Source organism: Serratia sp. BW106, from assembly GCF_002607755.1.
Classification (GTDB): Bacteria; Pseudomonadota; Gammaproteobacteria; order Enterobacterales; family Enterobacteriaceae; genus Serratia; species Serratia proteamaculans.
Genome location: NZ_MCGS01000021.1, coordinates 277,948 through 304,473, shown reverse-complemented (window position 1 = coordinate 304,473; position 26,526 = coordinate 277,948). Strand labels below are relative to the sequence as shown.

The window sequence follows — 26,526 nt, the reverse complement described above, 5'->3', positions numbered from 1 at the left end:
TTCGATTTATTCAACAAAGCCCTTCAGAGGTCAAAGTGGGGTAGCGCGACTCTCTTACAAAAAGCTTAACGCCCACCTGATGCTCTAGATTAGAAATAGTATGGCTCACCACAGATTGACTACGCCTTAATTTTCTCCCTGCGGCAGAGAAGCTGCCTTCCGTGGCCGCCGCTATAAAGGTCCGGAGTTGATCAAGACTAACAGTTTCCAACATGTATCCTCCTTTTAGATACATACTATCGAAAAAAACGGGGTACCGCATCGGGTAAAAACAAATTAGTATCGACTTACACGTCAGATAAAAAACGGAAATTATGTTTATAAACACCAGGAAGGTTATCGTTACAGTATCCTTATTGGCAGCAATATTCAGCATGAATGCTTTTTCTTCAGCTACTGTCAATGAATCTCTTGATCCCAGGCTAACGGACACCGCTAATATGTTAAAAAGCAACAGGGAATTAATTAACAAATTTTATGACGTATTTAAGATCGGGGATAAAGCCATTATATTGAGCTATATCACCGATGATTTTATCATGCATGTGCCAGGCAAAGGGTTAAACGCTGGAGAGTATTGGGGAAAAGAGGGGTTCAGCCAATTCCTTTCAAATATTGGAAACTATTCTGGTGGGGACTTTTCCTTATCGGTGCCCAGCCTGGCGATTAATGAAGACACCATCTTCACCCGCGAAGACATCATCATGAATCGTAAAGAAAATCCAGGTGAAAAGTGGCTATTAAGATTCATTATGGAGTATCATATTAAGGATGGTTTGATTTCGGAAGCCTGGACAATACCTCAGGATCCCATTGCGTATGACGCTTTTTGGACGCCAAAATCCCAATACATTGAGACCAGATCAGCAGGTTTTAGCCAGAAAAGCGTAGGGATTTCGGACAACGATCCTTTCACGCACTCGGTTGAGAGTCTGCAAGTGGTGAGGAAGTTTTATCATTATTTCTGGAAAGGCGATCTTAACGCCATGTCAAAACTTGTCGGTGATGAGTTTGAGTTTTATACCCCTGGCCGAAGTTCGCTGGCAGGAAGATATAAGGGATGGCATGGATATGAAACCTTCAGAGAGAAATTAATCGCCAATGTGGCTGGCGATAAATACAAACTGGAATGGGGTGGCTATGCCGCATCGAAAAACGATGTGTTCGTAAAAGAGTATATCCGAATGAATACCAGCTGGGACAAAGAGGTTAAATCAAGCTTTGTCATTCTTCACTTCACGATGAAAGAGGGGAAAATAGCTAAAATAGAAGACACTCCGGTGGATTCAATTAAGTACGATTCTTTATTCACAAAACCCGTGAGCGAAAAATAAAATGCCGGCTGGCGATGTTATCGTCAGCCGGACAGTTTGGCGGGCAATCACTTAGCCACGCTAATGGTTAGCACGCATCAGCATTACTTCTGCTCTGCTTTACTCACGGTGTCTTCGGCTTTCCACACGCGGTATTTCACTTCCACGTCTTTCGGTGCATAGACGACGATTGGCAAGCGGCTGTTGTAACGTTGCATAGCAGCGTCACCCAGATTGGCGGCAATAAATTTCTGCGTTTTGGTGTTGTCTGGGCAAGCCATCATGGTGGAGGCCGGTTCAGACAGTTTTTCCAGCACCAGGTAGTTGTAACCCCAACCGGAAAGCGTTTTGCTTTCCAGCGTGCCGCCGATCATGTGGCGGTTGCAGTCCACTTCCAGCGTTTTGCCGATCAGCAGTTCAACCTTGAAATTCTCTTCGTGTTCCTGCTTCGGCAGGTAAATCACCTGACGGTTCATGCCCTTTTCGGCTTTCGGGTAAGGGGCGACCTTTTCCAGCGGCTGTTTGCTGATATCAGTCTCTTCAGCAGAGGTGGCAGCAATGGCGCTGGCGGAAACGGCCATCAGCAGGCCGGAAAATACAACGGATACCTTGTTCATGTTTATATCCCTACAATTTATTAAATGCTCCGGGCATAAGCTAATACACTACCGATAGGCTAGCCAGCAGTTTAATCTTCTTTACAATTAGCAATGGCCAGCGACAATAACCCACCACCGACCATTTATTAGGATAAATCATTAACGAGATGCGTTTTTGGCGATATAAGCCTTCACCACCTGATAGACATAATCCTGGCACGCCAGGCCCGTCTGCGGGTCATATTTACCCTGATTGGTAATATTGTTAGACAGTACGCGGATGCCAACAAAGGGGATGTTGAAGGCAACAGCGATCTGCGCGGCGGAGGCCGTCTCCATCTCTTCAACCGAGGTATGATAGTTTTTGTGGAAATAACCAATGCGGTCCAGTTCACTGTTCCACACGTCGGCGGAACCGATCACCCCTTCAACCACCTTGCCCTGGGTATAGCTGCCCTTAACCCCTTCCGCTATGGCCAGGAGGTTGGCATCCGCCGGGAATTGGCGAAGAGTGTGGGCATTCTTATCCTCACCGGCACTGCCTTTCGAAGCCAGTAAATCCATCGGTTGCCACTGACGTGAGTCACTGCCCTCCCCCAGTGCCTTCTTCGGCGTTTTAAAGGCACCCAGACTAACCGAATACTTACCCAGCACGATGTCGTACACCTTCAGTGCCGGATCGTGGCCACCGGCGGTACCCTGATTGATGATCGCCACCGGGTGGAAGTTAGTCGCAGCAATCGCCGTAGCGGCCGCCGCATTAGACATGCCTTTCAGGGTTTCTGACACCACCACCGGATAACCGTCCACCGTACCGCGCCAGAAACGCCAACCACCAATCTGCTCCTCACGCGGGTTGTCCAGGCGCTGGGCGAAACGTTCAGCCTCTACCGGCATCGCGCCCTGCACCACAATCGGCCCGGTGACCTGTGCCAACGCCAAAGGTGAAAAAACTGCACTACAGGCTGCCAACAGCGCCAAATTTAATTTTTTTGTCATCGACACATCATCCCAATAAAAAGCAAACGATTACCTTAGCCGAAAGCCGATAATCCGCCTATCGCTTTCTCTACGTCAGCCAGCCGGAGGGTTAAGGTTTTCTTAAGGCAGAATTATTACAGTGGCAGCATCCATTAATGTCACCGAGCCTGCGCGTGAATCCAAAACCTTCATTAAATCAATCCTCAACAACACCCCAAATTAAGACTAACGCCCTTTACTCCCTGTCGGCATCCTTTTACCGTTGGCAGGTTTTGGGATTGATAGTCAGTGGCTTGTTGTTCCTTTGGCTGTCGCGTAACGAACAGCTGGACTGGGCAGTCAGCAATTACTGGTTCGACGCCGCCAGTGGGCACTTCCCGTGGCAAAACGATCGCTGGCTGGACTTGATTAACCACCGCTTGCTGAAAATTGGCGTCATTACCGGTGCAGTGTTGGCGTTGTTTTGGGGAATTTTCCGCCGTAATCCGCGCATGATCGTCACCATGCTGCTGATCGGTATTGGCCCCTTGGTGGTCGGCATTCTGAAAGCCACCAGCGCGCACTCCTGCCCATGGGATTTGATCGAATACGGCGGCAAGGCCATGTCCTACCCCTTGTTCGGTGCAATCCCGGCAGAACCCGGTCCGGGCCGCTGCTTCCCTGGCGGCCATGCTTCCAGTGGCTTTGCAGTGATGGCGCTGTTTTTCCTGTTTTACCCGCAACGCCCACGCCTGGCTTACTGGTGCTGGTTCGGCGGTATTGCGCTCGGCATGCTGATGGGTTTTGGTCAGGTGATGCGCGGCGCACATTTTCTTACCCATAACCTGTGGGCGGGTTGGTGGGTTTGGCTCAGCCAGTTGGCTGTTTATTGGATGGTGAGCGGTTATAGCCGCCGCAAGACAAGGTAAATATTATGGAGCAGTTGAATTATCTTCTTTTCGCCTGGATCAATGCGACCCCGGCGTCCCCCGAATGGTTGATCGATCTCGCTACTTTTCTGGCGCGCGATCTCATTGCTATCGTGCCGATGCTGATCGTCGGACTCTGGCTGTGGGGGCCGCAGAATCAACTGGTATCGCAACGTGAAGTAGTGGCCAAGACGACAATTGCTCTGCTGTTCGCCATGCTTGCCTCAGCCACCATTGGTATGCTTTTGCCGCATGAGCGGCCGTTCGTCGCCGGTGTCGGTTATACCTTCCTGGCACATGCCCCGGACAGCTCCTTCCCGAGCGATCACGGCACCGCCATCTTTACCTTCGCTCTGGCCTTTTTGTTCTGGCACCGGGTTTGGTCAGGAATTTTATTGCTGATTGTGGCTGCCGGTATTGCCTGGTCACGTGTCTATTTGGGCGTGCACTGGCCGCTGGATATGGTGGGCGGTTTCCTGCTCGGTCTGGTCGGTTGCCTGTTTGCTCAACTGGTGTGGAACCTGTTTGGCGATATCATCGCCAACAAACTGACGCGCCTGTACCGTTTCCTGTTCGCCATCCCGATCCGCAAGGGCTGGGTGAAAGAGTAAATTGGCACTTTGGCAGGGGCGGCTCCGCCCCTGTTCTCACACCACACCGGTCGTCACACAAAACTCACGTGTTTTTCCCGCTCCTATCATCATCCCCGTCTGCCCACTTTGCTCCTGTGGGCTGCTGGTGGCCGGTTGAATGAACCTGAACAAACGCTGGTTCCCTTGTTGTGCAATAGGGCGCAGACCATAGTTGAACTGCTCGGTGGAAAACCGCGTGACGTAGCGCCTCCCCTTTGACGCCAACATAAAGAACTCGGCCTGATCGACATACAGTGACAGATCGTCCGTACACTGCACCCCCTGCTCGGCGATGCTCCCCGGAGGAGTCAGTGCCGGCATCGGTAAGTTCTGTCGGAACACCGCCGCGGGAATGCAGCCATAGTTGAGCTGGCAAACATAACTTAGCGATAGGGGGCGATTGGCAAGGTTGGTGATTTGCATATCAATCGAGAATTGGGCGCTGTCCGCCGTCAAACGTACCGCCGGGCGCAGTCGGCAATGTTGATGAGCAGACTCTCCACTGCCATACAGCGTCAACGTATCGCCCTCGACCTGCAACCACACTAGCTGCATGTCTGATAATGGGTCCCCCAGGTATGGCCAGGGTGAATGAAAGGCGACATTGCCCCCTGGTTTGCCTATCGGCGTTCTGGTACTACGACGGCCCGACTTCAGCGAGTAGCCATCAAAATCGGCATCCCAAATCGTCAAAGCGCGGTAAGGCAATACCCGTAGTGAGCCGCGGCTGTTTGCCAGCGTCAGCATCGGCCCTGCTGTTTCACAGTTAAAAGTGGTGACTACAAAATCCGCATTACGGAAAACTTCTTCTGGTTGCGCTCCGAACTGCTCTGGCGCCAGATTTATTATCATATCCATACTTTCCCCCTGGGTGTTCACGCGAGTTATCCCGCGGCCAACGCCTGTAAATGTTACTTAAATAACATTTTATCCGTCCCCATGTTATACACACAACAGCCAAAAAACGATGATCTGGGTATAATTTTTAAAACTTCACTATGTTTACCGCCAATGGAATGTTATTATTATAACATTATTCACATCCTGCTTTGAAAACCTGACTAAGGAATCGAGATGACAACCGAAAACATTGATTACGCCCGCTATGTCGATCACACCCTGCTGGCGATGGACGCCACTGAAGAGCAAATCGCCAAACTGTGTGAAGAAGCACAGCAGCACAACTTCTACGCCGTCTGCGTTAACTCTGGCTATGTGCCACTGGCGGCGCACCTGCTGCAGGAAAGCGAAGTGAAAATCTGCTCAGTGATTGGTTTCCCACTGGGTGCCGGTCTGACCGTAGCCAAAGCCTTCGAAGCTAAAGCTGCCATTGCCGCCGGCGCGCAAGAAATTGACATGGTGATCAACGTGGGTTGGCTGAAAAGCGGCCTGCTGGACGAAGTCAAAGCCGATATCGCCGCCGTGCGCGAGGTTTGCGCGGCGATCCCGTTGAAGGTAATATTGGAAACCTGCCTGCTCAGCGATGCGCAGATCGTTCAGGTTTGTGAAATGTGTCGCGAACTTGATGTGGCCTTCGTTAAAACCTCAACCGGCTTCAGCACCGGCGGAGCTCGTGAAGAGCACGTCAAACTGATGCGCGCGACAGTGGGCAGTGAGATGGGTGTTAAAGCATCCGGCGCCGTGCGCGATCGCGCAACCGCCGAGAAGATGATCAAAGCAGGTGCGACTCGTATCGGCACCAGCTCTGGCGTAGCAATCGTTTCCGGTGATCAGGCTGCCGCCGGCAGTTACTGATAACCTGAGGCGTCTCAGTACCGGGCGCGCGCCGTGATAATCTGATGCGGGGTAATAAGTCCAGCCGATGGCTGGGTCCCTATTACCCCGCATTTGTGTGTTCAGCCCTGGAGAAACTCTCTTAACCCTGTGGGAAGACAGACAGATGGAAACGCGGCGCGAAGAACGTATCAATCGATTAGTGCAGGCGTTAAAGCGCTCTGACAAGATCCACTTAAAAGAAGCCGCCGTCCTGTTGGGCGTTTCAGAAATGACCATTCGCCGCGATCTCAGTGCGGAACCGGCTGCCGTGGTGCTGCTGGGCGGTTACGTGGTGGCCGATCCACGCAGTAACGGCGTCACCCACTATTTTGTTTCCGATCAAAAAGCCAAACAGGTCACGGAAAAGCGGCGCATCGGTTTGCTCGCCGCGCAGCTTATCAGTGAAAACGACACCGTGTTTTTCGACTGCGGCACTACCACCCCGGCAATCATCGACGCCATTGCCGACGACCTGGTGTTCACCGCGGTCTGCCACTCGCTGAATACTTTTCTGGCGTTACAGGACAAACCGAACTGCAAGGTGATCCTGTGCGGCGGTGAATTCAAGCCAAACAACTACATTTTCACCGCCGTTGGCCGCCACAACGAGCTGGATCATATCTGTCCCAATATCGCCTTTATCTCCGCCGCCGGTTTGAGCCTGCAACAGGGTGCCACCTGCTTTAACTTTGATGAGTTGGAGATGAAGCACCGGGCGATAGCAATGTCACAACAAAAAATTCTGGTGGCTGACCACAGTAAATTCGGTAAAACCAAACCCGCCTGCATTGGACCACTGACCCAATTCGACCGGGTGATCACCGATCGCCAGCCCGACCCGGAGTTTGCGGAATTTTTCAGCGAAAACGCGATCGCCATTCGTTTTTAATCTGCACCCTACCGTCGGCCCCGGCCGGCGGTGCCCTTCATTAGCCCCTTCTTGCCCGACAAAAACCGGACAAATAATGCGCAATTGATTCAATTGTTTTCTTATCCCTACGCGATATCAGGTTAATAAATTGAAACAGTTTCTCAGGCTTATTCCCTCTATCCAGATAAATCCGGCTTAATATTACTTTCTCGCCAGGTATAACAGCGCTTTTATATGATAAATCGCATTACCATCTGCATGATAAATATCAACAATTGCGCAACCAATGCGCTTTAAATATAACCAATTTGGCTTATTTATATGATGAATGGTTAAGCATTTTTATCCGCTAACCAGTTAAGTAGTTTACCCGCGTTATTAGCTGGATATTTAAAATAAATACAGTAAAAACAAACAATTGAAACAAATTCCACTTAAATTAACAATGTGATCTGCGTCACTAAAACCGCTTAATCCGGGTTTTTAGCTAGATTCAAACCCCTGCTTAAAATATATTGCTCGACTTGCTGACAACGGCAGCGTTTTATCTGGTTACAGATTGTTCACGCCAGATAAACTCTGAAACATTGATGAGAGCGTTTTCAGCATGAAATCTTACACAAGCGCTTAACATATGCATGAAAAACCAATAAAAAAGCAGTTAGCCGCACATATTACGCATTTGAGAGCATGATCACGGTTGTTTCTACTGTAAATCGTTATCTTGCCGCCAACGAAAATCGGCAGGCAATGACCTTCCGGCAGCAGTACCGATACGATGTCCTCGACGGGCTAAATATCATTAGATTAATTATCCGGCACCGTTGCCAACGGTAATTAGATTATTAAACAACCAGGGGGCACCCACTATCCCCGCAAGCTACATCTGATTCTTACCGATGCCGTCATCTGATATTACGTCATTCGGTCTTAACCTTAAGTTTTGCCTTTAATTTTAAATTAGCGTGTTCACTTCGGAGATATTTATGGACACTACACAGACCGGCACTATTGCCTCTGCGGCTTCTGGCTCTACCAGTACCTGGCGTAAAACCGACACCATGTGGATGTTGGGCCTGTACGGCACCGCGATCGGCGCGGGCGTTTTGTTCCTGCCAATCAACGCCGGTATCGGTGGTTTGATTCCCCTGATCATCATGGCCATCATCGCTTTCCCGATGACCTTCTTCGCTCACCGTGGCCTGTGCCGCTTCGTGCTCTCCGGTAAAAATGCCGGTGAAAACATCACTGAAGTGGTTGAAGAACACTTTGGTATCAGCGCCGGTAAGCTGATTACCCTGCTCTACTTCTTTGCTATCTACCCGATCCTGTTGGTTTACAGCGTCGCCATCACCAATACTGTCGACAGCTTTATTACCCACCAATTGGGTATGACTTCGCCACCACGTGCCATTCTGTCGCTGATCCTGATTGTCGGCCTGATGACCATCGTGCGTTTCGGTGAGCAGGCTATCGTGAAAACCATGAGCATCCTGGTCTTCCCGTTTGTCGCCGTGCTGATGCTGCTGGCCCTGTACCTGATCCCGAACTGGACCACCGCAATCTTCGAGAACGTTTCTCTGTCCGGCGCAGGCACGGGTATGGGTCACGGTCTGGTTGTCACCCTGTGGCTGGCAATTCCGGTGATGGTGTTCTCCTTCAACCATTCACCTATCATCTCCGCATTTGCGGTGGCCAAGCGTGAAGAATACGGTCAGGAAGAAGCCGAGAAGAAATGCTCACGCATTCTGGGTTTCGCGCACATCATGATGGTGTTGACCGTGATGTTCTTCGTGTTCAGCTGCGTGCTGAGCCTGTCACCGGAAAACCTGGCGGAAGCCAAGGCGCAGAACATCTCCATTCTGTCTTACCTGGCCAACCACTTTAATAACCCGATGATCGCCTACATCGCGCCGGTTATCGCCTTTATCGCCATCACCAAATCGTTCCTCGGTCATTACCTGGGGGCACGTGAAGGCTTTAACGGTCTGATCGCCAAGTCGATGAAGAGCCGCGGCAAGACCATCAGCACCAACAAACTGAACCGTATCACCGCCCTGTTTATGCTGGTGACCACCTGGATTGTTGCGACCCTGAACCCAAGCATCCTCGGCATGATCGAGAATATGGGTGGCCCAATCATCGCCATGTTGCTGTTCCTGATGCCGATGTACGCCATCCGTAAAGTACCGGCAATGCGCAAATACAGCGGCCACATCAGCAACGTGTTCGTGGTAGTGATGGGCCTGATCGCCATCTCCGCAATCCTTTACAGCTTCTAATGACGCCCAGCCGGCGCACCTGCGCCGGCTTCTCGCACGGCCCTCCCTTTCCTGCATTAACGCCTAACACCTGAAGAAGGAGGCGAGACCATGGTCAGCGTTTTCGATATTTTCAAAATTGGTATTGGTCCATCCAGTTCCCACACCGTCGGCCCGATGAAAGCCGGCAAGCTGTTTGTCGATGAATTGATTGCCAACCAGCAGTTAATGGATACCACTCGCGTGGTGGTGGACGTCTACGGTTCGCTGTCGCTGACCGGCAAAGGTCACCACACCGATATCGCGATTATCATGGGGTTGGCGGGTAACCTGCCGCACGATGTAGATATCGACGGCATCGCCGGTTTTATCCGCGACGTTGAACAACGCGGTCGCCTGCTGCTGGCCAAGGGCCACCACGAGGTGGATTTCCCGCTGCAGACCAGCATGAACTTCAGCAAAGATAATCTGCCGCTGCATGAAAACGGCATGCGCATCAGCGCTTTCGCCGGTGAACAGCAGCTGCACAGTAAAACTTATTACTCCACCGGCGGCGGTTTTATCGTCGATGAAGAAAATTTCGGCCTGGCCGCTGCCAATCCGGTTCAGGTACCCTTCCCGTTCAACTCTGCGCGTGACTTGCAGCAACACTGCAAAGATGCCGGTTTGTCGCTGTCCGGCCTGGTGATGCAAAACGAATTGGCGCTGCACAGCAAGGCCGAGATCGACGCACACTTCGCCGATGTCTGGCAGGTAATGCGCGCTGGTATCGAACGCGGCATGAACACCGAAGGCCTGTTGCCCGGCCCGATGAAGGTTCAGCGCCGCGCCGCCGCCCTGCGCCGTCTGCTGGTGACCGGTGACAAGAACAATATCGATCCGATGAACGTCGTCGACTGGATCAACATGTTCGCCTTCGCCGTTAACGAAGAGAACGCTGCCGGTGGCCGCGTGGTGACCGCTCCGACCAACGGTGCCTGTGGCATCATCCCGGCGGTGCTGGCCTATTACGACCAGTTTATTCGTCCGGTGAACCCCAATTCCTACAGCCGTTATTTCCTGACGTCCGGCGTGATCGGTGCGTTGTATAAGATGAATGCTTCGATTTCCGGCGCCGAAGTGGGTTGTCAGGGCGAAGTGGGCGTCGCCTGCTCAATGGCGGCGGCAGGGCTGGCAGAATTGATGGGCGGCAGCCCGGCACAGGTTTGCATTGCGGCGGAAATCGCCATGGAGCACCACCTGGGGCTGACCTGCGATCCGCTGGCCGGTCAGGTTCAGGTGCCCTGTATCGAGCGTAACGCGATTTCCGCAGTGAAAGCGGTCAATGCCGCACGTATGGCGCTGCGTCGTACCAGTGAGCCGCGCGTATGCCTGGATAAGGTGATCGAAACCATGTATGAGACGGGCAAGGACATGAACGCCAAGTACCGCGAGACTTCGCAAGGCGGCCTGGCGATCAAGGTGGTGGCCTGTAACTGATCAAAAAGAGGGCGCAATCCTGTGGACTGCGCCCTCGTCTTAAAGCTAATTGCTGTTGTTCTTAACCGAACACGCTACCGAACCACTGGGTCAGCTTCATCATCACCATGTCCCAGATACGGCTAAAGAAGTTCCCTTCTTTCACTTCCTGCATCGCCACCAGCGGATACTGCTCAATGGTTTTACCGTCGAGCTGGAAATCAATGGTGCCGACTACCTGATTTTTCGCCAACGGCGCTTCCAGCGTCGGTTGGTTCAGCTTGTAACTGGCCTTCAGGTTTTTCATCTGCCCTTTCGGGATGGTGACAGCGGCGTCTTTCGCTACGCCCAACGGCACTTCCCCGACATCGCCAAACCACACTTTCTGGGTCACGAACGGCTTGTCCGTTTTGATTGGCGTGGCGGTTTCATAGAAGCGGAAACCCCAGGTCAGCAGTTTTTCACTTTCGCTAAAGCGGATACGGTCGCTCGGCGCGCCCAGCACCACCGAAATCAAACGCATCGGGCCATCGGTAGCGGAGGCCACCAGGTTATGGCCGGCACCGCCGGTGTAACCGGTTTTGATGCCGTCAACGGTCAGGTTGGTGCTCCACAACAGACGGTTGCGGTTAACCTGGCGGATCTTGTTGAAGGTGAACTCTTTTTCTTTGTGCAGCGCGTACTCATCCGGCACATCGCGGATCAACGCCTGGCTGAGCAAGGCCATATCGCGTGCGGTGCTGTACTGCCCTTCCGCATCCAGACCGTGCACCGTCAGGAAGTGGGTATTCTGCAAGCCCAGCGATTTGGCGTAGTTGTTCATCAGGCCGACAAACGAATCCTGACTGCCAGCGACATAGTCGGCCAAGGCGATGCTGGCATCGTTACCCGACTGAATGACGATGCCCTTGTTCAGTTCCATCACCGGCACCTGATCGCCCGGCTTGATAAACATCAGCGAGGAACCGCGCAGCGCCGGGTTGCCGGTAGCCCATGCGTCCTTACCGACGGTCACCATATCTTCGGGCTTGATCTTGCCGGCCTTGATCGCCTGGCCGATCACATAACTGGACATGATCTTGGTCAGGCTGGCGGGATCGAGACGGGTATCGGCATTGCCCTCCGCCAGAATTTTGCCGCTGTTGTAATCCATCAGCACATAGGCCTTGGCATCTACCTGTGGCGCCGCCGGCGCTTCGGCCGCCTGGACAACAGGGACAGCCAGCAACAGTATGCTGACGCTAAAAGTTAATTTTTTCAGAGTGGTAGGTAAGTTTCTTTTCATCATGACGTCGCCAGAGTGTCCATTCAAATCATTGAAATAGCGTTAACTTTCAAACATATTCACGTTTTCAGCCAACCAGCGAGAGTGGCCCGGCACGCGTTTGCCAACCGCAATCTCCCTGCGGCCCCATGACGGGTGAGCGGCGCACCGAAAATGCCCTTGCTGTGAGTTTATTAGATTCATCTTATTTTTGCAGGGTTTAGCGTGAATTTTCAGCATTTTTACATAACTGTACGCTGTTACGCGCAATTTGGATGAAAAGCCAACCGTACGTGGTTTTTTTATACTACCCACGGCTACACGGCCAAACATCCAAACTGCTGCACATCTGCGCTTCCATACGTCCAAATTAGATTAATATATTCCAAAAAGGCATATTTAACGGTTATTTGTTCTTTTTAATAGGCTTATTGGCAGCGCTATCATCCAGACAACGGCTTTAAACCGAATTATTCTGGAGATCCCCCATGGCTATACCGCATTCCGTCATCGATCTGATCGGCAACACCCCGATGCTGGAACTGACCCAGTTCTATACCGGTCCCTGCCGGCTGTTCGTCAAACTGGAGAATCAAAACCCCGGCGGCTCAATCAAGGACCGCGTGGCGCTCTCGATGATCGAACAGGCAGAACGTGACGGCAGCCTGCAACCCGGCGGTACCATCATTGAAGCCACCGCCGGCAATACCGGCCTCGGGCTGGCACTGGTGGCGGCCCTGAAGGGGTATAAGCTGTTGCTGGTGGTGCCGGACAAGATGAGCCGCGAGAAGATTTTCCATCTGCGCGCACTGGGTGTGGAAGTGGTACTGACCCGCTCCGACGTCGGCAAGGGCCACCCGGCTTACTATCAGGATTATGCCCAACGTCTGGCGAGTGAGACTGCCGGCGCTTTCTATATCGATCAGTTTAATAACCCGGCCAATCCGGCGGCCCATACCCGCACTACAGCACCGGAACTGTGGCAACAGATGGACCATCAGGTCGACGCCATCGTGGTCGGCGTCGGTTCTGGCGGTACGCTGGGTGGTCTGAGCCGCTATTTCGCCGAGGTGTCGCCCCAGACCGAGTTTGTTTTGGCTGACCCTGCCGGTTCGATCCTGGCGGACTATCTCGATAACGGCCAGATAGGTGAGGCCGGCAGCTGGCTGGTAGAAGGCATTGGCGAAGATTTCGTCCCGCCGCTGAGCGACTTCAATCAGGTACGTCACGCCTACCGCATCGGCGATGCCGAAGCCTTTACCACCGCGCGCGATCTGTTGCGTAAAGAAGGCGTATTGGCCGGTTCATCCACCGGCACCCTGCTGGCTGCCGCGCTGCGCTATTGCCAGGCGCAGACCGAGCCGAAACGCGTGGTCACCTTCGTCTGCGACAGCGGCAACAAATACCTGTCTAAAATGTATAACGATCACTGGATGCTGGAACAGGGTTTGCTAAGCAAGCCGCAGCACGGTGACCTGCGCGATCTGATCGCCTACCGTCATGACGAAGGCGCTGCGGTATCGGTGGCTTCGGAAGATACCCTGGCGATCGTCCATGCCCGCATGCGGCTGTATGACATCTCACAGTTACCGGTGCTGGAGGGCGATCGGGTGATCGGCCTGATCGACGAGTGGGATTTGCTGAACGCCGTACAGGCGGACGCCAGCCACTTCAGCCTGCCGGCCTCCCGCGCCATGACCCATTCGGTCAAAACCTTGCAAAAAGAAGCCAGCTATCAGGATTTGCTCGCCACTTTCAATCACGGCCACGTGGCGGTGGTGCTCGACGGCGAGCGCTTCCTCGGTCTGATTACCCGCACCGACGTGCTTAACGCCTGGCGCCAGAAATTACGCTAATAAATAAGGAAGATTGTATGGCCAAGTTTGATACGTTGACCGTCCATGCCGGCTACACGCCGGATGCTACCGGCGCAGTGATGCCGGCCATTTACGCCACCTCTACCTACGCCCAACCGGCGCCGGGCGAGCATACCGGCTATGAATATTCGCGCAGCGCCAACCCGACGCGCACCGCGCTGGAGAGCGCCATCGCCGAACTGGAGGGCGGCAGCCGCGGTTACGCCTTTGCCTCTGGCCTGGCGGCCTGTTCAACGGTGCTGGAGCTGCTCGACCAGGGCAGCCATCTGGTGGCGGTTGACGATCTGTACGGCGGGACCTATCGGTTGTTGGAAAAAGTGCGTAGTCGCACTGCCGGCCTGCGGGTCACCTATGTTTCCCCGGCGGACATTGCCGCGCTGGAGCAGGCGATCGAACCTGATACCAAAATGATCTGGGTAGAAACGCCGACCAACCCGCTGTTGAAACTGGCGGATCTGAGTGCGATCGCCGCGATCGCCAAAAAACACGGTTTGATCAGCGTGGCGGACAACACCTTCGCCTCGCCTTATATTCAACGTCCGCTGGAGCTCGGCTTTGACGTAGTGGTGCATTCGGCCACCAAATACCTCAACGGACATTCCGACGTGGTGGCCGGCGTGGCCGCTGTAGGGAATAACCCGGAGCTGGCCGAACAGCTGGGCTTTTTACAAAACGCGGTGGGTGGCATTCTCGATCCATTCAGCAGCTTCCTGACGCTGCGCGGTATCCGCACGCTGGCGCTGCGCATGGAGCGTCACAGTAACAGTGCTTTACGTATTGCCCAGTGGCTGGAAAGCCAACCGCAGGTAGAAGACGTCTACTATCCGGGCCTGCCGAGCCACCCGCAGCATGGGTTGGCGGCAAAGCAGATGAGCAGCTTTGGCGGCATGATTTCAGTGCGGCTGAAAGGTGATGATGCCTTTGCCCGTCGGGTGATCAAGCGTTCTCAGCTGTTCACCCTGGCAGAAAGTCTGGGCGGGGTGGAAAGTCTGATCAGCCAGCCGTTCAGCATGACCCATGCGTCAATCCCGCTGGAGCAGCGGCTGAAAACCGGCATCACGCCGCAGTTGCTGCGCCTGTCGGTGGGCATTGAGGATGCAGAAGATCTGATCGCCGATCTGCAGCAAGCGCTGGCGGAATAATCGCAGCCCTCAGACGACTGACAAAGTTGGTTATTAGGGAGAGCGTGCCGAAGGGGTCGTAGCAGCTTTAGCTGCCGGAGTGCCCCTCGGTGCGCTAGGCCCGAGTATCTCAAACTGGAAGACAACTGCAAAAGGCCTACATCTTGCCAGGCCTTCCCATTTGAATCTGAGTTCTGGCCCTTTTAGTTTTCACACTACAGCATCGATAACATCCTGATAGTAGCGCTGCGCCACATCGGGATGAGAACGAATGCGCCCCTTCAGATAGTTAAAACCCACGTCACGCAACAGCGGATTATGCGGATCGCTGGCCGGTCCGTGCGCCTCGGCCATCAGAGGTGTCGGAAGCTGATAAAGTGGCACCACGGCATCCAACCGAGCGCCAAGGAAGAAGGCAATCGACAGGCGGTCGCTGCCCGCAGGGGGTGTCTCTACCCGATGCACCGTGGCACGCAGATAGCCATTGGTTGCCAACTCCAGCAGTTCGCCGATATTCACCACAAAGGTGTCCTCAAGCGGTTCGGCGTCAATCCATCGCCCTTCGTCAATTTCAACCTGCAGACCCTTTTGCCGGTCCTGCAACAGAAAGCTGAGAAACCCGGAGTCTTTATGGGCACCCACCCCTTGCCCGCTGGCGGTCACCTCGCGCCCCGGATAACGGATCAGTTTGATATGTTCATTGGGTTTGTCGCCGTAGAGCGCATCAAATGCCTGCTCCGGTAAAGAAAGCGCCAGGGCAAAAGCGCGCAACAGTCGCAGCGACATGGCGGTCATCGCCTGTTGCCACTGCAACAGCAACGGCTTCAGTTCGGGCAGTGCCTCAGGCCATTGATTCGGCCCCTGTAAACGCGCCCAACGCGGAGTTTCATTAGCCAGTTGCAGCGCAGGACGTTCCGCGCCGATATCAAACTGCTCACGCCAGTCCGGCTGCCCGCGCGTCAGTTCGGCCGCAGCACGGTTATAACCGCGAAAGTGCGGCGAATGTACCATCTGCACCGCCAGCTTGTCGGCTTCCGGCAGGGCGAAAAATTGCCTGGCATACTGCTGCAATTGAGCATTCAGCCGGTTATCTACGCCGTGTCCGCGCAGATAGAAAAAACCTGCGTCACGCGCTGCTGCACGCAGCTCATAAAGAAATGCCTGCCGCTGCCGCGCGTCGCCGTCAAGCTGCGAAAGATCCAGCAGCGGCAGCGTCTTCAGCGTCAGTGGTGGTGTCATTATCCTGTTCCTCTTCATCCCCGACAAAAACCGGACCGCTATAAAGGCGAATTATCAGCATCTTTAACTCCTGGATGAACAGTACATGGTCCCTATAGTTACCACCCTGCCAACGATGCCAGCCAATATTGTTGCGTTCTAAGTTATGCAAAGCTTCAACAAAGTGTCGCAAAACTGTCATCAATGTTTCTTATGCTCTGCGCAATTTGTTCGTCGCCACTGGCTGGCGGCTTACGCTATCCGCTATTCTGTATACACCCCCATTTCACTCCCTGCCTGCCGGAGAAATACTGATGGATTTAGCCTTATTCGACCTGGATGAAACCCTGATTGATGATGACAGCGCCAGCCTGTGGATACGCTGGTTAGTCACCGAGGGGTTTGCGCCGGCGGAACTGGAACAGCAGGAGCAGCAACTGATGCAGCTCTATTATCAGGGCAAGCTGTCGATGGAGGATTACATGCAGGCCACGCTGGCCCCGTTGACCGGTCTGAGCACCCAGACGGTGGCCGGTTGGGTGCAGCGTTATATCCGCCGCGATATTCTGCCACGCGTCTACCCCGCCGCCCGTGAACGCCTGCTGTGGCACCGTGAACGCGGCGACTGCATTCTGGTTATTTCCGCCACGGGCGAACATCTGGTTGCGCCGATAGCCGCACAACTGGGTGCCGACGGCGCGCTGGCAATTGGTGTTGAAGTGCAAGACGGCCGCTTCACCGGCAACACTTACGGCACCATGACTTATCAACAGGGCAAGGTGATCCGCCTGAAAAAGTGGCTGGCCGAACACCCGGAGCTGAGCTTTGAACACAGCCATGGCTACAGCGACTCCCTCAACGACAAGGCGATGCTGGAATATGTCGACAGCGCCACGGTGATCAACCCGGACACGGAGCTCAATGCGCTGGCAGTCGAAAAGGGTTGGGAGATTTGCCGCTGGGAGCGCTAAACGACGCGTCGGTCGGCAAAAAATGCCTTCCGGTGTGACAACCGCTGAATTGTGGCGTACGAATAACTGTTTAGGTTAATTCACCCGTATAAAGAGGCGTTCTATGCTGACCATTTGGGGTCGTGAAAATTCGAACAATGTCAGGAAAGTGCTGTGGTGCGCCGCAGAGCTGGAGCTGAACTATAGCCATATCAATGCCGGTGGCGCATTCGGCAAGGTGAACGACGAGCTCTACCGCTCATTAAACCCGAACGGTCTGGTGCCGTTACTGCAGGACGGTGACTTCGTGCTGTGGGAATCCAACACCATAGTGCGTTATCTGGCGGCGAAATTTGGTAGCGAACCGTTCTACCCGCAGGATCTGCAGGCACGCGCCAGCGCTGAGAAATGGATGGACTGGACCACCGCCACTATCGTCAGCCACTTTAGCGTGGTGTTCTGGGGCCTGGTGCGTACCAAGCCGGAACTGCGTGACATGGCCAAGATTGAAGCGGCGATCGCCACGCTGGAAAAGCACTTCGACATTGTGGAAGAGACCCTGGGCCGCCAGCCTTACCTTTCCGGCGAGTCGTTCGGTATCGGTGACATCCCGCTCGGCAGCTTTGCTTACGCCTGGTTCTCAATGCCGATTAAGCGCCAACCCCGCCCGAACATGGAGCGCTGGTACCAGCAGTTAACCGCCCGCCCCGCTTATCAGCAGGGTGTGATGAGTGAGTTAACCTGATTTTCACGGGGCGGTTTTTTACGACGCCCCGACCTTCAGCAGCTTACCGTCACTCTCATCCGTCAGCAGATAAAGATAACCATCAGGTCCGGTGCGCACTTCGCGAATGCGTTCGCCTTGATCGGCCAGCAGCCGTTCCTCCCCCACAATTTTATTACCGTCCAGCGTCAGACGGATTAACTCTTTTTGCGCCAACGCGCCAATAAACAGCGAATGCCGCCAGGCAGGGAAGCGTTGCGAATCATAGAACGCCATGCCGCTGATACCGGGCGACACCGGCCAATAATGCAGCGGCGGTTCGGTGCCGGCCACCTTCTGCCCTTTAGCCTCCGGGATCGCCAACCCGGAATAATTAATGCCATAGGTGGCGATCGGCCAACCGTAGTTTTTCCCGGCCTGAGGAATATTGATCTCATCCCCGCCGCGCGGGCCATGCTCATGCTCCCAGATGGCACCGCTCCACGGGTTCAGCGCCAATCCCTGTGGATTGCGCTGGCCATAAGACCAGATTTCTGGCCGCTTACCGGCCTGACCGACAAACGGATTATCCGGCGGTACGGCCCCCTCGGCGGTTAACCGCAGGATCTTGCCCTGCAGCTTGTCCAGATCCTGCGCCGTCGGCCGCTGGTTATTTTCGCCCAGTGCGATAAACAGATATCCCTGACGATCGAACGCCAGCTTGCCACCGAAGTGATTACCGACCGACAACTTCGGCTGCTGACGGAAAATCACCCTGAAGTTCTCCAGCCGCCGGCTGTCGGCGCTTAGCTGGCCGTAGCCCACGGCGGTCCCCGCCTTGCCATCCTCACCCGCTTCGGCAAAGCTGAGGTAAACCCGCCTGCTGTCGGCAAAATCCGGCGCCAACAGCACTTCCAGCAGGCCACCCTGCCCCTGGGCATACACCTGTGGCACGCCGCTAATCGGCGCTGACAGCCCTTTATCTTGCTGCCACAATCGCAGACGGCCCGGTCTTTCGGTGATTAACATTCCCCGATCGCCAGGCAAAAACGCCAGCGACCATGGGTGTTCCAATTTATCCTGTAATTGCGTGACCGTCGGCGCGGCGTGCAACAGACCACTGAACAACAGTAAAGCGGCCATCATGCTCAATCGGGGCATAGCGTCCTCCTGGACAGAAACTGACCCACTTAGTGTAGCCCAGTAGGATGATCCCCACGTTTGTTTTAAATTTCAATATGTTGCCTTTTTAACGGACTGTGCTTAAGTTAAGGGTTCACCAAGGAGAAAACATGAACATCACCGTCACCGAAACCCCTGACGAAGAAACCCTCAACACCATCCGTTTGGGGTTGCGGGCCCACAACAGCCCATACATCGACCCTACCCAACGCAAACCCCTTGCCGTCTATAGCCAGGACGAAGCAGGTCGGGTGGTCGCAGGCCTGACCGGCGAGACCTGGGGAAACTGGTTGAGCGTTGAATGGTTGTGGGTGGATGATTCGCAGCGCGGCAGCGGGTTAGGTCGCAAGGTGGTGCTGGCGGCTGAACAGGAGGCTAAAGCGCGGGGTTGTTGTTATGTTCGCCTGGAAACCTTCAGCTTTCAGGCGCGGCCGTTTTACGAGAAGCTCGGGTATCGCTTGCAGATGACGCTGCAGAATTACCCGATAGAACACGAATGTTACTTTCTCACCAAAACTCTTATTGAATAGCAGGTGGCTTGATGGAAACCGCAACCATGGTTGTGAATTGCGTGGCATACAAGGCCGGTCAACGGCTGGGCGAAGTGACCATTGATGATATCAGTGAGGTGGTCAAGCAGCCGGACACCTTCGTCTGGCTCGGGCTGTGGCAGCCGGAGGACGCCTTTATGCGCAAGGTGCAAGAGGAGTTTGGGTTGCACGATCTGGCGATTGAAGATGCCCTGTGCGCCCACCAGCGGCCAAAACTCGAAGCCTACGGCGATTCATTGTTTATCGTGGTCAAAACCGCGCAATGGGGAAAGGGCGAAGTCGAGTACGGCGAAACCCACTTCTTTGTCGGCAAAAACTTTCTGGTCACGGTACGCCACGGTGACTCACCCAGCTATGCGCCGATCCGCCTCAAGGCCGAAGAAAACCACAAGCAAATGTGCCGCGGTCCGGGTTTTGCCTTGTATTCGGTGATGGATTTTGTGGTAGATAACTACCGCACCGTGGTGGCAAAGTTCGAGACGGATATCGAAGCCATCGAAGCCAACATGTTCAAGTCCGAGTTTGATCAGACCGCCATCGAGAACGTCTATACCCTGCGGCGACACCTGTTGGCGCTACGCAATGCGGCGATGCCAATGGACGAAATCTGCAATCAGCTGATTCGCCTGCATGAAGAAGTGATCCCGAAAGAGCTGCGCGCCTATGTACGCGACGTACAGGACCATGCCCGCCAGGTGGTCAGTAACATCGACGATATGCGAGAAATGCTGACCAACGCCATGCACGTCAATCTGGCACTGGTCACGGTAAAACAGAACGAAGTGGTAAAACGGCTGGCGGGCTGGGGGGCGATCCTGGCGATCCCAACGGTGATATTCAGCCTGTACGGCATGAACTTTGCCAATATGCCGGAGCTGAAATTCCCCTGGGCCTATCACACCATTCTCGGGGTCACCGCCGTCGGCTGCTTCTTCCTGTACCAAAAACTGAAGAGATCCGGCTGGCTGTAGCCAGTTATGGGGCTGCGCATCACAGCCCCATTTTACCCATTACTCGGGCTGAACCTGCTGCTGCAGACTGGGTCGGGTCAGCAAACTGCCAATCAGAAAGGCCGCGCCGCCCGCCAGCAGGCCACCGTAGATCGGGCTGTTGGCCTCAATACCCTGGTAATACATCAGCCCCAACACGCACAGGCTGCCGGTCAGCATGCTGGCAATAGCCCCGGTGCTGGTGGCGCGCTGCCAGAAAATGGCGCCGATCAGCGGGATCAGCATACCGCCCACCAGCAGGTTATACGCCAGCGTCAGCGCCATCATCACGTCCCGCACCACAAACGCCAGCCCCAGCATAATGCAGCCCATGATCAGTGTCGTGAGTCGCCCGGCCGCCAAGCCACCGGAAGGCCGCTTGCGTATTGCCGGCAATACGTCCTCCAGCGCGATAGTTGAGGACGCTAACAGACAGGCGCTGGCCGTCGACATCAGCGCCGCCAACGCGGCAGCCGCCACCAAACCACTGACGCCCGCCGGCAACACCGCCTGAGCAATGGCGGCAAAAGCGCCATCGGTATTGCTCAGTTGCGGCAGTACCAGCTTACCGGCCATGCCAATCAGAGCACCGGTCACGCCATACAGCACGCAGTAAACCCCAGCCCCCAGCCCGGCGTAACGGGCAATATTGCTGCTGCGGGCGGTAAATACCCGCTGCCAGATATCCTGACCGATCAGAATGCCGAAGAAGTAGATCAGGAAGAACACCAGGATGGTATCCAGCCCGATCGACGACAGCTGATAGTAGCTGTCCGGCAGTTGGCTGCTGAACGCCGCCCAGCCACCGGCCTTGACGATGCTCATCGGCATCAATACCAGCATCATGCCGACGGTCATAATAATAAACTGGATGATATCGGTCAGCGTCAGTGACCACATGCCGCCCAGCGTGGAATAAAGCACCACCAAACCGCCGCCGAGCAGAATCGAAGCGGTGAACGACAGATCAAACATCACCTGCATCACGCTGCCGATAGCGATAATCGAGGTCACCGCCACCATCAGATCGTAAGCCAGCATGATGGCACCGCTGGTGACTCTGGCGGCCGGATGATAGCGTCGCGCCAGCACCTGACTGACGGTGTAGAGCTTGAGTTTGAGCAGCGGTTTGGCCAACACCATGCTCAACACCACAATCCCCGCACCCAGCGCCCCGCACAGCCATACCCCCGAGATCCCGTAGGTGTAACCCAGCTTGACGCTGCCAATGGTTGACGCACCACCCAATACCACGGCGGACAGCGTGCCCAGGTACAAACAGGGCCCCAGATTGCGGCCAGCCACCAGATAATCTTCCTTGGTGGTAGCCCGGCGAACGCCAAGCCATCCCACCGCCCCTATCACCAAAAAGTAAAACACCACTACCAGCAGGTCGAGATTCATCAGTCACTCCGCATGCTTGTTATTATTCGGTATCTGGCGCAACGGCTCCGCCGGTCAGGGTATGGCGAGGCCTTATCGCTCAGGCAGCACGCACAGCATTTCAAACAGCAGGTTAGCCGCCAGTAGCGCGGTATTGCCGGAACGATCGTAAGGCGGCGAAACCTCCACCACGTCGCTGCCGACCAGATTCAGCCCCCGGCAGCCCCTGACGATCTCCAGGCCCTGCCAAACCGACAGCCCACCGACCTCCGGTGTGCCGGTGCCCGGTGCAAAGGCCGGATCCAGACCGTCAATGTCGAAACTGAGGTAAACCGGCGCATTGCCCATCTGTTCACGCACTTCTGCCATCAGCGGTGCCAACGAGCGATACCAGCAGGCTTCCGCCGGTACCACGCGGAATCCCTGTTTGCTGGACCAGCCGAAATCATCGGCCTCATAACCGCTGCCGCGCAGACCAATCTGTACCACCCGCTGTGGCTGCAATAGCCCCTCTTCAAAGGCGCGGCGAAAAGTCGTCCCGTGCGCCAACTTTTCACCAAACATCTCTTCGTTGGTGTCAGAGTGGGCATCCACGTGAATCAAGCCGACCGGGCCATATCGGCTGGCCATCGCACGCAGGACAGGTAACGTCAGTGTGTGATCGCCCCCCAGCGTTAGTGGAATGCAGCCGTGGGCCAAAATGTCGTTATAAGCCAGCTCAATGCGGCGGACGCTGTCCTCCAGGCTGTAGGGGTTGATGGCTACATCTCCCAAATCGGCCACCTGTAACCGTTCAAAAGGCGCGGCGGCGGTGCCCATGTTGTAAGGGCGGATCATCACCGACTCTTGCCTGATTTGCCGCGGTCCATAACGCGTACCGCTGCGATTTGAAGTACCAATATCAAGGGGAATACCAACGAAGGCCGCATCCAGCCCCCGTGCGTCATCTGCGACGGGCAGGCGCATCATGGTAGGGATACCGGCAAAACGCGGCATATCGTTGCCACTTTGGGGTTGATTCAACATGGGCTTTCCTTGTTCGAGCGTCGGCGAGTTTCAACATTTGGATAACAATTACAGGCTACCCCGACACCTGACAGGGCTACCATTCCATCTTTAGAATGTAAGTATTGAAAATACCGATGATTAGTAACGCATTGAACCATTGGCTTTTATTTAACTCCCATGCCATAAAGACACAGTTATCTGCCCACCGAACCCCCTCGGTGATGTTATGCAATGGTTAACAATTGGCGATTTCCGTGGAGGAGAGAATGCTCACCAATTTGAGCGATATTGATCTGCGACTGCTGCGGGTATTCGTCGCCGTTGCGGAAGCCCAGGGCGTCAGCGCGGCTCAGGAAACGCTGTTGATGAATCAGTCGACCATCAGCACCCATCTCGCCACGCTGGAGACCCGACTGGGATTTCGCCTGTGTCAGCGCGGCCGTTCCGGTTTTATGCTGACCCCGAAAGGCGAACGCATGCTGATCGCCTGCCGCACCCTGTTTAACGCCGCGCGTGACTTTACCCGCGTCAGTCAGTCGCTGAACGGTCTGTTGACCGGCGATCTGCAGATTGGCCTGGTGGATAATCTGGTGTCGCTACCGGGTAATCCCTTCAGTCGTGCCATCAAACAGTTTCAACGTCGGCATCAGGATGTGCAGTTGCAGTGCCGAATTTTCGCCCCCGGCGAACTGGAACAGGGGTTGCTGAATCAGCAACTCGATTTAGGGATCGGTTATTTTGGCCAGCAGTTGGACGAGTTGCAGTATCAGCCCTGGATAGAAGAGACGCAGGCGGTCTATTGCAGCAGCGATCACCCGTTGTTTGCACTGGAGCAGCCGGGACGTGAACAGATTGAAAATGCGCGCTGGGTCAAACGCGGCTACCTGCTGGCGCAGCAGCTTTGCCCGCTGGCACCGCTAAACCTCGGTGCCGTTGCCCATCATATGGAAGGGGTCGCCCATCTGGTGCTCAGCGGCGAGTATCTCGGTTATCTGCCCACCCATTACGCCGCGCGCTGGGTAGAACAAGGCGCATTGAAACAGTTAGGTGGGCAGGCGCTGTCTTATCAGGCGGCATTGAGTCTGGTGACCCGGCCCGGCATGCCAAAGGAGGCACTAAGCGCATTGCTGGAGGATTTGCAGCACGCCGGGGAGGCTTCAGCCGCTATGGCGTTGGTGTAGCAAGGTGCGAACAGCATAAAAAAATGCCCCGCACTTGGCAGGGCATGTTCAAACGTTTAGTTGACCGGCATACGCGCCGGATCCGGGTACTGATATTCAAATCCCAGTTCATTGCAGATACGGCTGCCGTCCACCAGCCGCCCGCCCTGCTCCGCCTCGGCGGCGAACTGCGGAGGTGCCAGATTTAATTGTTCGGCCAGCGCCGGGTAGAACTCGCGTTTGGTCGGATGGGCCGGCGCACACAGATTATAAACATGGCCGCCTTTCGGCAATTTCAGCAGCAGTTGGATCGCACCGATCACGTCGTCCTGATGCACCAGATTGACCCCTTGCGAGCCGCCTTTAACGTCAACTTTACCGGCCAGGAAACGGCCAGGATGACGATCGGCTCCCACCAGCCCTGCCAGACGCAAAATATCCACCGAGGTGTTCGGCAGCTCATGCAGCCAACGCTCCAGCTCTGCCAGCACCTGCCCCGAAGGCGAAACCGGCTTCAGCGGCGAGTCTTCGCGCACCGTGCCGGTGGTTTCACCGTACACCGAGGTTGAACTGGTAAACAGGATGCGCGGCACGCCGAAGGCCATCGCGCTGTCCACCAGCATGCGCACCGCATTAAAATAGTTTTCACTGCCTTCGACGGTACGGCGAGCGGGTAACGTCACCACCAGCGCATCAACGCGCAACAGTGCTTCCAGATCCTCCGGTTCGCAAATCAGTTCCGGCGTCATTTCCAACTGATAGCATTCAATCCCGCTCATCCGTGCGGCCTCGACGCCATCCGGCGTGGTTTTACTGCCAACGACGTCAAATCCGCGGCTCATCAGCGACAGAGCCAGCGGCATACCCAACCAACCCAGGCCAATAATGGCTACCTTTTTCATGATCTTCCTCTCTTGAAGACTGCAGCGCTTTGCCCATTAAGGCTACGCCAGTCGGCGTAGTGATTCAATCCACCGACCTTAAGCTTAGGTAAAGTCGCGTCCAGCTAATAACTCAACCTGTTTCAATAAATTAAATTTATGACGACAAAAAAGAGTTGCGCGACAGACGGCGGATAGTTTAGGTTAATTAGCAATTGAGTTTGTAGCGACTTTATACAGAGAACACACCATGACACGCATTCAGTTCAGCCACCATCATCACCATCACCCTGACTAGTCTTTCAGGCGATGTGTGCTGGAAGACGGTTAGTTAATCTTCCAGTGGCGCGCAGAATGCAAGAGAGAGCCCTCGGAAGATTTCTTCCGAGGGTTTTTTTTTGGCTCCGGACAGACAGACAAAATAATTTTCATAATAAATTCATAAAATTACAGATTAAACAGAGGTTACCATGTTGGATAAAACACGTTTACGGATAGCAATGCAGAAATCGGGCCGCCTGAGTGATGAATCACAGGAGCTGCTGGCGCGCTGCGGTATCAAAATCAACCTGCAGCAACAACGCCTGATCGCCTTCGCGGAGAATATGCCGATTGATATCCTGCGCGTGCGCGATGACGATATCCCGGGCCTGGTGATGGACGGCGTGGTCGACCTGGGCATTATCGGTGAGAACGTGCTGGAAGAAGAGCTGCTCAACCGCCGCGCCCAGGGCGAAGACCCGCGCTACTTCACCCTGCGCCGCCTGGACTTCGGCGGCTGCCGCCTGTCGCTGGCCACTTCACTCGACAGTGAATATACCGGCCCGCAAAGCCTGCAAGACGCCCGCATCGCCACCTCTTACCCACACCTGCTGAAGCAATACCTCGACAAACAGGGCGTGCGCTTCAAATCCTGCCTGCTGAACGGTTCGGTTGAAGTGGCACCACGTGCCGGTCTGGCCGACGCCATCTGCGACCTGGTTTCCACCGGCGCTACGCTGGAAGCCAACGGCCTGCGTGAAGTGGAAGTGATTTACCGCTCGAAAGCCTGCCTGATCCAACGCGACGGCGAAATGCCGGAAGCCAAACAGCAACTGATCGACCGCCTGATGACCCGTATTCAGGGCGTGATCCAGGCGCGTGAATCCAAGTACATCATGCTGCACGCGCCAAGCGAGCGTCTGGACGAAATCGTCGCGCTGCTGCCGGGTGCCGAACGCCCTACCATTCTGCCGCTGGCCGGCGCACAGAACCGCGTAGCCATGCACATGGTCAGTAGCGAAACCCTGTTCTGGGAAACCATGGAAAAACTGAAAGCGCTGGGTGCCAGCTCGATTCTGGTGTTGCCAATTGAGAAGATGATGGAGTAAGGCCATGTCGAACTTCAATACTCTGGTCAACTGGGCAGACTGCAGCGCCGAACAGCGCACAGCACTGCTT

Annotated in this window: 27 protein-coding genes and 1 other annotated feature; of the genes, 16 read left to right on the top strand and 11 right to left on the bottom strand. The window is 54.9% G+C overall.

The genetic code is table 11. From position 1 onward, the window contains the following. Positions 1 to 10 precede the first annotated feature (10 nt). The gene (locus BEI65_RS15995; protein ID WP_099064197.1) at positions 11 to 214 is read right to left on the bottom strand and encodes a LysR family transcriptional regulator; all 204 of its coding nucleotides are present in this window, start codon (positions 212 to 214) and stop codon (positions 11 to 13) included. Between the two features lie 100 nt (positions 215 to 314). On the opposite strand from BEI65_RS15995, the gene BEI65_RS15990 reads away from it, so the two are divergent. Then, a complete protein-coding gene (locus BEI65_RS15990) occupies positions 315 to 1,334 on the top strand; it encodes a nuclear transport factor 2 family protein (protein WP_198404456.1) in 1,020 nt (339 codons plus the stop codon). 83 nt (positions 1,335 to 1,417) lie between these two features. Here the strand turns inward: BEI65_RS15990 and eco are convergent, their stop codons facing one another. Together eco and BEI65_RS15980 are read right to left on the bottom strand one after the other, a co-directional pair. Continuing rightward, positions 1,418 to 1,930: a serine protease inhibitor ecotin gene (gene eco / locus BEI65_RS15985; protein WP_099064176.1), complete on the bottom strand. Its 513-nt coding sequence runs from the start codon at positions 1,928 to 1,930 to the stop codon at positions 1,418 to 1,420. Between the two features lie 141 nt (positions 1,931 to 2,071). Beyond that, the gene (locus BEI65_RS15980) at positions 2,072 to 2,911 is read right to left on the bottom strand and encodes a 5'-methylthioadenosine/S-adenosylhomocysteine nucleosidase (RefSeq protein ID WP_099064175.1); all 840 of its coding nucleotides are present in this window, start codon (positions 2,909 to 2,911) and stop codon (positions 2,072 to 2,074) included. Between the two features lie 137 nt (positions 2,912 to 3,048). On the opposite strand from BEI65_RS15980, the gene BEI65_RS15975 reads away from it, so the two are divergent. Beyond that, positions 3,049 to 3,801 (top strand): phosphatase PAP2 family protein, encoded by a 753-nt coding sequence (locus BEI65_RS15975; RefSeq protein ID WP_221344909.1) that lies wholly within the window; start codon positions 3,049 to 3,051, stop codon positions 3,799 to 3,801. A gap of 5 nt (positions 3,802 to 3,806) precedes the next feature. Beyond that, positions 3,807 to 4,412 carry an undecaprenyl-diphosphate phosphatase gene (gene ybjG / locus BEI65_RS15970; protein ID WP_099064174.1) on the top strand — a complete coding sequence of 202 codons (606 nt, stop codon included), beginning with the start codon at positions 3,807 to 3,809 and terminating at the stop codon, positions 4,410 to 4,412. Positions 4,413 to 4,448: 36 nt separating this feature from the next. On the opposite strand, the gene BEI65_RS15965 is transcribed toward ybjG, so the two are convergent. Further along, entirely contained in the window at positions 4,449 to 5,291 is an 843-nt protein-coding gene (locus BEI65_RS15965; protein WP_099064173.1) for a hypothetical protein, read from the bottom strand. Positions 5,292 to 5,507: 216 nt separating this feature from the next. Here BEI65_RS15965 and deoC point away from each other — a divergent pair, with 216 nt between their 5' ends. The 4 genes from deoC (at position 5,508) to BEI65_RS15945 (ending at position 10,820) form a co-directional block, all read left to right on the top strand. Continuing rightward, positions 5,508 to 6,188, top strand: coding sequence for a deoxyribose-phosphate aldolase (deoC, locus tag BEI65_RS15960; RefSeq protein ID WP_020826066.1), 681 nt, complete (start codon positions 5,508 to 5,510; stop codon positions 6,186 to 6,188). 145 nt (positions 6,189 to 6,333) lie between these two features. Further along, the gene (gene deoR / locus BEI65_RS15955) at positions 6,334 to 7,098 is read left to right on the top strand and encodes a DNA-binding transcriptional repressor DeoR (protein ID WP_099064172.1); all 765 of its coding nucleotides are present in this window, start codon (positions 6,334 to 6,336) and stop codon (positions 7,096 to 7,098) included. A gap of 968 nt (positions 7,099 to 8,066) precedes the next feature. Continuing rightward, positions 8,067 to 9,362: an HAAAP family serine/threonine permease gene (locus BEI65_RS15950; RefSeq protein WP_099064171.1), complete on the top strand. Its 1,296-nt coding sequence runs from the start codon at positions 8,067 to 8,069 to the stop codon at positions 9,360 to 9,362. 90 nt (positions 9,363 to 9,452) lie between these two features. After that, on the top strand, positions 9,453 to 10,820 hold the full coding sequence (locus BEI65_RS15945) for an L-serine ammonia-lyase (protein ID WP_099064170.1): 1,368 nt from the start codon (positions 9,453 to 9,455) through the stop codon (positions 10,818 to 10,820). Positions 10,821 to 10,881: 61 nt separating this feature from the next. Here BEI65_RS15945 and BEI65_RS15940 read toward each other — a convergent pair whose 3' ends face one another. After that, on the bottom strand, positions 10,882 to 12,087 hold the full coding sequence (locus BEI65_RS15940) for a serine hydrolase (RefSeq protein WP_198404455.1): 1,206 nt from the start codon (positions 12,085 to 12,087) through the stop codon (positions 10,882 to 10,884). A gap of 464 nt (positions 12,088 to 12,551) precedes the next feature. Between BEI65_RS15940 and BEI65_RS15935 the strand changes: the two genes are divergently transcribed. Together BEI65_RS15935 and BEI65_RS15930 are read left to right on the top strand one after the other, a co-directional pair. Next, entirely contained in the window at positions 12,552 to 13,919 is a 1,368-nt protein-coding gene (locus BEI65_RS15935) for a cystathionine beta-synthase (RefSeq protein WP_099064168.1), read from the top strand. Between the two features lie 17 nt (positions 13,920 to 13,936). After that, positions 13,937 to 15,082 (top strand): PLP-dependent aspartate aminotransferase family protein, encoded by a 1,146-nt coding sequence (locus BEI65_RS15930; protein WP_099064167.1) that lies wholly within the window; start codon positions 13,937 to 13,939, stop codon positions 15,080 to 15,082. A 189-nt stretch (positions 15,083 to 15,271) separates the two neighbouring features. Here the strand turns inward: BEI65_RS15930 and BEI65_RS15925 are convergent, their stop codons facing one another. Continuing rightward, positions 15,272 to 16,300, bottom strand: a complete 1,029-nt coding sequence (locus BEI65_RS15925; RefSeq protein ID WP_099064166.1) for an isopenicillin N synthase family oxygenase — start codon at positions 16,298 to 16,300, stop codon at positions 15,272 to 15,274. Next, positions 16,245 to 16,481, bottom strand: a complete 237-nt coding sequence (locus BEI65_RS15920; protein ID WP_099064165.1) for a hypothetical protein — start codon at positions 16,479 to 16,481, stop codon at positions 16,245 to 16,247. Before BEI65_RS15920 ends, BEI65_RS15925 begins: the two co-directional genes overlap by 56 nt. A 112-nt stretch (positions 16,482 to 16,593) precedes the next feature. On the opposite strand from BEI65_RS15920, the gene BEI65_RS15915 reads away from it, so the two are divergent. Both BEI65_RS15915 and BEI65_RS15910 read left to right on the top strand, forming a co-directional pair. Continuing rightward, entirely contained in the window at positions 16,594 to 17,250 is a 657-nt protein-coding gene (locus BEI65_RS15915; protein ID WP_099064164.1) for an HAD family phosphatase, read from the top strand. 103 nt (positions 17,251 to 17,353) lie between these two features. Beyond that, a complete protein-coding gene (locus BEI65_RS15910) occupies positions 17,354 to 17,974 on the top strand; it encodes a glutathione S-transferase family protein (RefSeq protein ID WP_099064163.1) in 621 nt (206 codons plus the stop codon). 18 nt (positions 17,975 to 17,992) lie between these two features. Here the strand turns inward: BEI65_RS15910 and BEI65_RS15905 are convergent, their stop codons facing one another. Further along, complete coding sequence (locus BEI65_RS15905) at positions 17,993 to 19,093, bottom strand: PQQ-dependent sugar dehydrogenase (protein ID WP_099064162.1); 1,101 nt, start codon at positions 19,091 to 19,093, stop codon at positions 17,993 to 17,995. 131 nt (positions 19,094 to 19,224) lie between these two features. Here BEI65_RS15905 and BEI65_RS15900 point away from each other — a divergent pair, with 131 nt between their 5' ends. Together BEI65_RS15900 and corA are read left to right on the top strand one after the other, a co-directional pair. Beyond that, positions 19,225 to 19,644: an N-acetyltransferase gene (locus BEI65_RS15900; protein WP_099064161.1), complete on the top strand. Its 420-nt coding sequence runs from the start codon at positions 19,225 to 19,227 to the stop codon at positions 19,642 to 19,644. An 11-nt stretch (positions 19,645 to 19,655) separates the two neighbouring features. Then, positions 19,656 to 20,636: a magnesium/cobalt transporter CorA gene (gene corA / locus BEI65_RS15895; RefSeq protein ID WP_099064160.1), complete on the top strand. Its 981-nt coding sequence runs from the start codon at positions 19,656 to 19,658 to the stop codon at positions 20,634 to 20,636. Positions 20,637 to 20,675: 39 nt separating this feature from the next. Here corA and BEI65_RS15890 read toward each other — a convergent pair whose 3' ends face one another. Beyond that, positions 20,676 to 22,058, bottom strand: coding sequence for a sodium:solute symporter (locus BEI65_RS15890; RefSeq protein ID WP_099064159.1), 1,383 nt, complete (start codon positions 22,056 to 22,058; stop codon positions 20,676 to 20,678). Positions 22,059 to 22,130: 72 nt separating this feature from the next. Continuing rightward, positions 22,131 to 23,063 carry an agmatinase gene (gene speB / locus BEI65_RS15885; protein WP_099064158.1) on the bottom strand — a complete coding sequence of 311 codons (933 nt, stop codon included), beginning with the start codon at positions 23,061 to 23,063 and terminating at the stop codon, positions 22,131 to 22,133. A gap of 248 nt (positions 23,064 to 23,311) precedes the next feature. On the opposite strand from speB, the gene BEI65_RS15880 reads away from it, so the two are divergent. Beyond that, a complete protein-coding gene (locus BEI65_RS15880) occupies positions 23,312 to 24,226 on the top strand; it encodes a LysR family transcriptional regulator (RefSeq protein WP_099064157.1) in 915 nt (304 codons plus the stop codon). 56 nt (positions 24,227 to 24,282) lie between these two features. Here the strand turns inward: BEI65_RS15880 and BEI65_RS15875 are convergent, their stop codons facing one another. Beyond that, on the bottom strand, positions 24,283 to 25,107 hold the full coding sequence (locus BEI65_RS15875) for an SDR family oxidoreductase (protein ID WP_099064156.1): 825 nt from the start codon (positions 25,105 to 25,107) through the stop codon (positions 24,283 to 24,285). A gap of 229 nt (positions 25,108 to 25,336) precedes the next feature. On the opposite strand from BEI65_RS15875, the gene hisL reads away from it, so the two are divergent. Both hisL and hisG read left to right on the top strand, forming a co-directional pair. Continuing rightward, positions 25,337 to 25,384 carry a his operon leader peptide gene (gene hisL, locus BEI65_RS26855; RefSeq protein ID WP_101495319.1) on the top strand — a complete coding sequence of 16 codons (48 nt, stop codon included), beginning with the start codon at positions 25,337 to 25,339 and terminating at the stop codon, positions 25,382 to 25,384. Beyond that, positions 25,360 to 25,486 (top strand) — a sequence feature (His leader region). (Overlaps the previous gene by 25 nt.) Before the next feature lie 70 nt (positions 25,487 to 25,556). After that, a complete protein-coding gene (gene hisG, locus BEI65_RS15870) occupies positions 25,557 to 26,456 on the top strand; it encodes an ATP phosphoribosyltransferase (protein ID WP_085115991.1) in 900 nt (299 codons plus the stop codon). The last annotated feature ends 70 nt before the right edge of the window (positions 26,457 to 26,526 follow it).